This is a genomic window from Verminephrobacter aporrectodeae subsp. tuberculatae At4, assembly GCF_000193225.1.
Taxonomy (GTDB): Bacteria; Pseudomonadota; Gammaproteobacteria; order Burkholderiales; family Burkholderiaceae_C; genus Acidovorax; species Acidovorax aporrectodeae.
Map to the genome: position 1 here is coordinate 1 of NZ_AFAL01000123.1, position 7,633 is coordinate 7,633.

8 protein-coding genes and 1 pseudogene are annotated in these 7,633 nt (G+C 66.0%); 2 read left to right on the plus strand and 7 right to left on the minus strand.

From position 1 onward, the window contains the following. A partial coding sequence (locus VTU_RS25700) for a ribbon-helix-helix domain-containing protein (protein WP_010101355.1) occupies positions 1 to 108 on the minus strand: 108 nt, incomplete at its 3' end. 330 nt (positions 109 to 438) lie between these two features. After that, positions 439 to 648, minus strand: a pseudogene (locus VTU_RS31160) (hypothetical protein); the annotation flags it as partial. Between the two features lie 67 nt (positions 649 to 715). Here VTU_RS31160 and VTU_RS0104730 point away from each other — a divergent pair. Next, positions 716 to 985 (plus strand): ribbon-helix-helix domain-containing protein, encoded by a 270-nt coding sequence (locus tag VTU_RS0104730; protein ID WP_010101359.1) that lies wholly within the window; start codon positions 716 to 718, stop codon positions 983 to 985. After that, entirely contained in the window at positions 982 to 1,287 is a 306-nt protein-coding gene (locus VTU_RS0104735) for a type II toxin-antitoxin system RelE/ParE family toxin (RefSeq protein ID WP_010101361.1), read from the plus strand. The genes VTU_RS0104730 and VTU_RS0104735 overlap by 4 nt, the downstream gene beginning before the upstream one ends. 150 nt (positions 1,288 to 1,437) lie before the next feature. Here the strand turns inward: VTU_RS0104735 and VTU_RS0104740 are convergent, their stop codons facing one another. The 5 genes from VTU_RS0104740 to VTU_RS0104760 form a co-directional block, all read right to left on the minus strand. Beyond that, positions 1,438 to 2,898: a DEAD/DEAH box helicase gene (locus VTU_RS0104740; RefSeq protein ID WP_010101363.1), complete on the minus strand. Its 1,461-nt coding sequence runs from the start codon at positions 2,896 to 2,898 to the stop codon at positions 1,438 to 1,440. A 72-nt stretch (positions 2,899 to 2,970) separates the two neighbouring features. Beyond that, entirely contained in the window at positions 2,971 to 3,543 is a 573-nt protein-coding gene (gene dcd, locus VTU_RS0104745; protein WP_010101365.1) for a dCTP deaminase, read from the minus strand. A gap of 135 nt (positions 3,544 to 3,678) precedes the next feature. Beyond that, entirely contained in the window at positions 3,679 to 4,728 is a 1,050-nt protein-coding gene (locus tag VTU_RS0104750) for an adenosine deaminase (protein ID WP_010101367.1), read from the minus strand. Positions 4,729 to 4,801: 73 nt separating this feature from the next. Beyond that, positions 4,802 to 6,592 (minus strand): dihydrolipoyl dehydrogenase, encoded by a 1,791-nt coding sequence (lpdA, locus tag VTU_RS0104755; RefSeq protein WP_010101369.1) that lies wholly within the window; start codon positions 6,590 to 6,592, stop codon positions 4,802 to 4,804. 19 nt (positions 6,593 to 6,611) lie between these two features. Next, a partial coding sequence (locus tag VTU_RS0104760; RefSeq protein WP_029554113.1) for a 2-oxo acid dehydrogenase subunit E2 occupies positions 6,612 to 7,633 on the minus strand: 1,022 nt, incomplete at its 5' end.

The following is a 7,633-nucleotide window of genomic DNA, read 5'->3' on the forward strand; positions in this document are numbered from 1 at the left end:
GAAGCGCGACAGGTCACCCTTGCGGCCACCGCCCTGCGCGGCGATGAACATGCGCACGGACTGATCCATGTCCGGCGACACGGCAATGTTCCAGCGAATGGTATTCATGGTGTCCTCAGATCGGTGTTTGTGCGCATAGGCGTTTATACGCCCATCAATGATGCGTTGCAATGCTTCGATGAAACGGATCGTTTTATGAAATTGCAGTCTCTCCGCGCGGCCAGAACCCTGCCTTGCAAGGGGGCGCCCCCAAGGCGGCCGGAGTTTTGTCAGCGGTTCAGGGCGCTACGCCGTATCAGGGGTTCCAAGCCGGAACCGCCGAAATTTCCGTCATCCCAACTCCAGCCCTACCACGAGCGCATCCAAGTCGATCATCTTGCCATCGCTCTGGAAGGTGTAAGCCCGTTCAGCAGGATGTGCCACCAGGCCGCTGGCGATAGGCGTGGGATCGGGCACGCTGTCGTCGATGTAAAGCGACAGCAGGCGGCCGACCTGCAGCGTGTCTTGCTGACGGCGCACCTGTTCGGCGACGAAGGACTGTTTTGCGCCGGCGCTGCTTTCGTCCTCCAACTGCTTCATGTGGTAGGCCATCGCATCGACCAGGTTGTCGGAGAACTGCCGATAGCGCACCCAGGCATAGCACGGCAGGTCCGTGAGACTGGACTGCGGCGGAACATTGAAGTAGGATTAAATCCTATTCAAGATTGGAGGCGCCATGCGAACCACACAACAACTGAGCATCACCCTGCCTAACGACATGGCGTATGTGGTGAAAACCAAGGTTCGGTCAGGCGAGTACGCCACCGAAAGCGAGGTGATCCGCGATGGGCTGCGCGCTCTTCTAGCGCGTGATCGAGCCGTCGAAAGCTGGTTACACAACCAGGTCGGCCCGGCCTACGATGCCCTGAAAGCCGATCCATCCCGAGCTGTCACCGTTGACCAGGTGCGTGCCCGTCTTGCTGTCGAGCACGCGAAGGCACGGTGAGCTATCGCGTCATCTTCACCCCCGAGGCCGAGGAACAGCTTGCGGCTCTGTACGGCTACATCGCCGTTGCAGCATCACCCGACATTGCAGCGCGGTACATCGAGGCCATCGTGAGCTACTGCGAGAGCCTGTGCACCTTCCCACATCGCGGCACCATGCGCGATGACGTGCGCGCCGGTCTGCGCATCACCAACTACAAGAAGCGCGCCGTGATCGCCTTCGACGTAGACGACGAGCAGGTGTCCATCATTGGCGTGTTCTACGGCGGCCAGGACTACGAGACGATCCTGACCGATGACTAACGCGGCGGGGCGAAGCCCCTCAAATGTCAATACGGCGGGCATGGGCTACGCCAGCCCCTCAAAGTATCGGCTGACGGAATTTTCGGCGGTTCCGGCTTACAACCCCTATCAGGCCCAGGTTGGCGGCGCGGTAGTTCCCGGGCGGCGGGACTACTGCGTCTCCGGCTGGGAAGCCTTGAGCAGGGCCGCGAGCTTGCGCCGGGGCTTGATGTTGGCGGAGACGCTGCTGCGCGCGGGCTGCCTGGCGGCGGCTTCCCAGGTGGGCGCCGCTGCGTCGGCGCTGTTGGCTTCGTAGGGCTTTTCGAAGAATGGGTCGTGCGCACTCACTGCCGGGCGCGCGCCCCGGTATTGTTCGCGGCGCTCGCTGCGTTCGCGCGGCGCCGGCGGGATGGCGTCGCGCAGGTCGCCGGTTTCGCCCGCATCGCGCCAGGCACGGCGGCCGTCGTTGATGCGGCCCCGGGGGCGGTCTTCGTCGTATTCGATGGCTTCGATGTCGATCTTTTTCTTGATCAGTTGCTCGATGTCGGCGACCAAGCGGGCGTCGCTCGCCGAGACCAGCGTGAACGCCAGGCCCGACGCGCCGGCGCGGCCGGTGCGGCCAATGCGGTGCACGTAGTCTTCGGCGTTGAAGGGCACGTCGAAGTTGAACACGGCGGGAACGTCCTTGATGTCCAGACCCCGCGCGGCCACATCGGTGCACACCAGCAGGTCCACTGCACCGCTTTTGAAGGCTTCCAGCGCCTTCAGACGCTCGTCCTGGCTCTTGTCGCCATGCAGCGCGGTGGTCCTGAGTCCTTCGCGCTCCAGGCTGCGCGCCAGACGCGCGCAGCCGAGCTTGCTGTTCACGAAAATGAACGCCTGCGTGAGCCCGTGCGTGCGCAGCACCTGGTGGATCGCGCGGCGCTTGTCCTCGTCGTTGGCGCTGTAGAAGCGCTGCTCCACCGTCGCGGCCGTCTCGTTCGGGCGCGCCACCTCGATGGTCACGGGGTTGTCCAGATAACTGCCGGCCAGGCGCCGGATCTCGGGTGAGAAGGTGGCGCTGAACAGCAGCGTGGTGCGTTGCTTGGGCAGGTACGAGAGGATGCGTTGCAAATCGGGCAGAAAGCCGATGTCGAGCATGCGGTCGGCCTCGTCGAGCACCACGTACTCGACCTGGTTGAGCACCGTGTTTTTGGCTTCGATATGGTCCAGCAGGCGGCCGGGCGTGGCCACCAGCACCTCCACGCCTTTTTTGAGCTCGATGGTCTGGGGCTTCATGTCCATGCCGCCGAACACCACGGTGCTGCGCAGCCTGGTGTGCTTGGCGTACAGCGCGATCTGCCGGGCCACTTGGTCGGCGAGTTCGCGGGTCGGCAAGAGCACCAGCGCGCGCACCGGGTGGCGCGCGGGGGACGCGGAGCCGCTCTCGTGCTTGAGCAGGCGCTGCAGCAGGGGCAGCGAGAACGCCGCCGTCTTGCCGGTGCCGGTCTGCGCAGCGCCCATGACGTCCTGGCCGCTGAGCACCACCGGGATGGCCTGCGCCTGGATCGGGGTCATGGATTCGTAGCCCATTTCGGCTACGGCGCGCGCCAGCGGTTCAGCCAGCGATAGATTGGAAAAGGAACTGGTCATTGAGCCTGTCATTGTCGCATCGCTGGCCACCCAGCCATTTTTCACACCCCGGGAAAAAGCCGTGCAAGCGGTTCACGCCCTGGGCAGCGTCACGCCCGTTTGGCCCTGGTATTTGCCGCCGCGGTCGCGGTAGCTGACTTCGCACACGTCGTCCTTGTCGCTCTCGAAGAACAGCACCTGCGCGCAGCCCTCGCCGGCGTAGATGCGCGCGGGCAGCGGGGTGGTGTTGGAGAATTCCAGCGTCACGTAGCCCTCCCATTCGGGCTCGAAGGGGGTTACGTTCACGATGATTCCGCAGCGCGCGTAGGTGCTTTTGCCCAGGCAGATGGTGAGCACGTTGCGCGGGATGCGGAAGTACTCGACCGTGCGCGCGAGCGCAAAACTGTTGGGCGGGATGATGCAGCTGTCGCCCCGGAAATCGACGAAGCTCTTTTCGTCGAAGTTCTTGGGATCGACCACGGTGCTGTGGATATTCGTGAAGACCTTGAATTCGGACGCGCAGCGGATGTCGTAGCCGTAGCTGCTGGTGCCGTAGCTGATGACCTTGTGGCCCTGCGCCTCGCGCACCTGCGCGGGCTCGAAGGGCTCGATCATGCCGTGCCCGGTGGCCATGCGGCGGATCCATTGGTCGCTCTTGATGCTCATTGTCTGGTTCTGGTTTCTGCGGTGCTGCGCTTTTCCTGGCGCGCGCAGATTGTCATTGAATATGCAGCCGTGTCCGCGCCCATATCAGCGCAGGCGCGGTATTTTGCTTGAGAACCTCGGGGCGCTGCATATATATCAGTCGTGCTCCACGAAGCGCTCGAAGCTTTCCTTGAGCTGGTGCTCCCACGCGCGTTTCTCGGCGGTGCCCGCGAAGCTGGCCTCGAAGCTGTTGAACGCCAGCTGGTAGGCGTGCCGGACCGTGAGCCCGGTGGCCGCGAACACCTGGGTGAAGTTCTCGTTGACGTAGCCGCCAAAGTACGCCGGGTCGTCCGAGTTCACGGTGGCCGCGAGGCCGGCGTCGAGCAGTTGGCGCAGGTTGTGCTGCGCCAACTCGGGGAACACGCGCAGCCTGTGGTTCGACAGGGGGCATACGGTGAGCGCGATGCGCTCTTGCGCGAGGCGGCGCATCAGCGCCGCGTCGTGCACGGCCTGCACGCCGTGGTCGATGCGCTCGACCTTGAGCGCGTCGAGCGCGCCCCAGATGTACGCGGGGGGCCCCTCTTCCCCCGCGTGCGCGACCAGGCGCAGGCCCAGTTCGCGGCAGCGCGCAAACACCCGGGCGAATTTCTCGGGCGGGTGGCCCTGCTCGCTCGAATCCAGCCCCACGCCCACGATCCTGTCGCGCAACGGCCCGGCCTGCTCCAGCGTCTCGAACGCCGAAGCTTCGCTCAGATGGCGCAGGAAGCAAAGGATCAGCGCGGCGCTGATTCCCGACTCGGTGCGCGCGTCCGCGCAGGCGCGGTGCAGGCCGTTGACGACCGTCTCCATGGCCACGCCGCGCGCGGTGTGGGTCTGCGGGTCAAAGAAGATTTCGGCGTGCAGCACCTTGTCGCGCGCTGCGCGCGCCAGGTAGGCGCGTGCCAGGTCATAAAAGTCCTGCTCGTGCAGCAGGACGCTGGCGCCCGCGTAGTAGACGTCGAGAAAGCTCTGCAGATTGCTGAACGCGTACGCGCTGCGCAACTCCTGCACGCTGGCGTACGGCAGGCGCAGGCCATTGCGCTGCGCCAGCGCAAAAATCATCTCGGGCTCAAGGGTCCCTTCGATGTGGATGTGCAACTCGGCCTTGGGCATGGCGCGCAGCAGCCCGGGCAGGCGCTCGGCAGAGACGGGGGGGACCTTGAACATCAGCAGGCTCCAAAGGGGATGCCGGCGCGGGGCAAAGGATGCTTTGTCGGCGGCATGCCATTCCCGGGACGGGCTATTTCTTCTGCGGTGGCACGTCCGTGCAACTGCCGTGCGCAATTTCTGCCGCCATGCCGATGCTCTCGCCCAGCGTGGGGTGCGGGTGGATGGTCTTGCCGATGTCCAGCGCGTCGGCGCCCATTTCGATGGCCAGCGCAATCTCGCCGATCATGTCACCGGCGTGCGTTCCCACGATGCCGCCGCCGAGGATCCTGCCGTGGCCATGCGCCTGCGGCGCGTCGTCGAACAGCAGCTTGGTGCAGCCCTCGTCGCGGCCGTTGGCGATGGCGCGGCCGGAGGCCGTCCAGGGGAACAGGCCCTTCCTGACCTTGATTCCCTGGGCCTTGGCCTGGTCCTCGGTCAGGCCGACCCAGGCGACTTCGGGGTCGGTGTAGGCCACGCTGGGGATCACGCGGGCGTCGAAGGCCGTGGACGCCAGCGCCTTGTCGCCCTGCAATTCACCGGCGATGACCTGCGCGGCCACGTGCGCCTCGTGCACCGCCTTGTGCGCGAGCATGGGCTGGCCCACGATGTCGCCAATGGCGAAGATGTGCGCGACGTTGCTGCGCATCTGGACGTCGACCTCGATGAAGCCGCGCTGCGTCACGGTGACGCCGGCCTTTTCGGCAGCGATCTTGCGGCCATTGGGCGCGCGGCCCACGGCCTGCAGCACCAGGTCGTAGAGCTGTGCTTCGGGGGCGCTGCCGCCCTCTTGCGCAGCGGCGAACGTGACCTCGATGCCCTCGGGCGTGGCCCGGGCGCCCACGGTCTTCGTCTGCAGCATGATGCGGTCGAAGCGCCCGGCGTTCATCTTCTGCCATATCTTGACCAGGTCGCGGTCGGCGCCCGGCATCAGGCCGTCCTGCATTTCCACCACGTCCAGGCGCGCGCCCAGCGTGCTGTACACGGTCCCCATTTCGAGGCCGATGATCCCGCCACCGAGGATCAGCATGCGCTTGGGGAGGGTGGCGAGTTCGAGCGCGCCGCTGGAGTCGAGCACGCGCGGGTCCTCGGGCATGAACGGCAGGCGCAGGGCCTGGCTACCGGCGGCGATGATGGCCTTCTTGAAGGCAATGCGTTTCTTGTCGCCGGTCCTTTGCTGGCCCGCTCCCGTGGTTTCTTCGACCTCGACGTGGTGGGCATCGACAAAGGCGCCGTAGCCGCGCACGGTGGTGACCTTGCGCATCTTGGCCATCGCGGCGAGGCCGCCGGTGAGCTTGCCGATGATCTTTTCCTTGTGGCCGCGCAGCGCGGCCAGGTCAATCTTGGGCGCGCCAAAATCGACGCCGGCGCGCGCCAGGTGGCGCGCTTCGTCGATCACGGACGCGACGTGCAGCAGCGCCTTGGACGGGATGCAGCCCACGTTCAGGCACACGCCGCCCAGGGTCGCGTAGCGCTCGACGATGACGACCCGAAGGCCCAGGTCGGCGGCGCGAAAGGCGGCCGAGTAACCGCCGGGGCCGCCGCCGAGAACGAGCAGATCGCATTCCAGATCGGCCGCTGCGGCGGTCGATGCCGATGCTGGCGCAGCAGCAGCGGCCACGGCGGGCGCCGGTGCGTCCGCCACCTCCTGCACCTCCAGTGCCAACAGCACCGAGCCCTGTTTGACCTTGTCGCCCAGCTTTACTTTCAGCTCCTTGACCCGGCCGGCGTGGCTCGAAGGAATCTCCATCGACGCCTTGTCGGACTCCACGGTGATCAGGCTTTGCTCGGCCCGGATGCTGTCTCCGGCCTGGACCAGCAGTTCGATGATGCGTACTTCGTCGAAGTCGCCGATATCGGGCAGCTGGATGTCGATGGTGGCCATGTGCGTTGCCCTTTCGTTGTTACATGACGATGCGGCGCAGGTCCGCGAGCAGCGAGGCAAAGTACTGGTTGAAGCGCGCCGCTGCGGCGCCGTCGATCACGCGGTGGTCCCAGCTCAGGCTCAGGGGCAGCATCAGGCGTGGCACGAACTGCTTGCCGTCCCACTGGGGCTCGGTGCGGCTCTTGCACACGCCCATGATCGCGACCTCGGGCGCGTTGATGATGGGCGTGAAGTAGCGCCCGCCGATTCCGCCCAGCGACGAGATGCTGAAGCACCCGCCGGTCATGTCCGCCGGGCCGAGCTTGCCGTCGCGCGCCTTCTTGGACAGCTCGCCCATCTCTTGCGCGATCTGGACGATGCCCTTCTGGTCCGCGTCGCGGATCACCGGAACCACCAGGCCGCCTGGCGTGTCCGCGGCAAAGCCGATGTGGAAGTAGTTCTTGAGCACCAGTTGGTCACCGTCGAGCGAGGCGTTGAACCCGGGGAATTTCCGGAGCGCGGCCACGGCGGCGCGGACCATGAAGGCGAGCATGGTGACCTTGACGCCGCTCTTCTCGTTTTCCTTGTTGAACTGCACGCGGAAGGCCTCGAGCTCGGTAATGTCCGCGTCGTCATGGTTCGTGACGTGCGGAATGAGCACCCAGTTGCGGTGCAGGTTCGCCGCGCTGATCTTCTTGATGCGCGCGAGCTCCTGGCGCTCGACGGGGCCGAACTTGCCGAAGTCCACCTTGGGCCAGGGCAGCAGGTCCAGGCCCGCACCGGAGCCCCCTGCCTGCGCGGCCTGCGCCTTGGTCTGCGTGGCGCCGCGCATGACCTGCCGGGTAAAGGATTGCACGTCGTCCCGGGTGATGCGGCCCTTGGGGCCCGTTCCCGGGACTTCCTCGATGGGCACGCCGAGCTCGCGCGCGAACTTGCGCACCGAGGGCGATGCATGCGGCAGGCCGGCCGTTGGCGTCTCCGGCCGGTGCGCGGGCATTGCGGCCGGTGCCGTTGCCGTCGCCGCCACGGCGGGGGGCGGGGCTGCACCACCACCGGCCGCAG

Bases quoted from the DNA above. Each gene is read 5' to 3' on its own strand.
- VTU_RS0104750 (WP_010101367.1), bottom strand. From the start codon at position 4,728: ATGTTCAAGGTCCCCCCCGTCTCTGCCGAGCGCCTGCCCGGGCTGCTG.
- VTU_RS0104730 (WP_010101359.1), top strand. From the start codon at position 716: ATGCGAACCACACAACAACTGAGCATCACCCTGCCTAACGACATGGCG.
- VTU_RS0104740 (WP_010101363.1), bottom strand. From the start codon at position 2,898: ATGACCAGTTCCTTTTCCAATCTATCGCTGGCTGAACCGCTGGCGCGC.
- lpdA (WP_010101369.1), bottom strand. From the start codon at position 6,592: ATGGCCACCATCGACATCCAGCTGCCCGATATCGGCGACTTCGACGAA.
- dcd (WP_010101365.1), bottom strand. From the start codon at position 3,543: ATGAGCATCAAGAGCGACCAATGGATCCGCCGCATGGCCACCGGGCAC.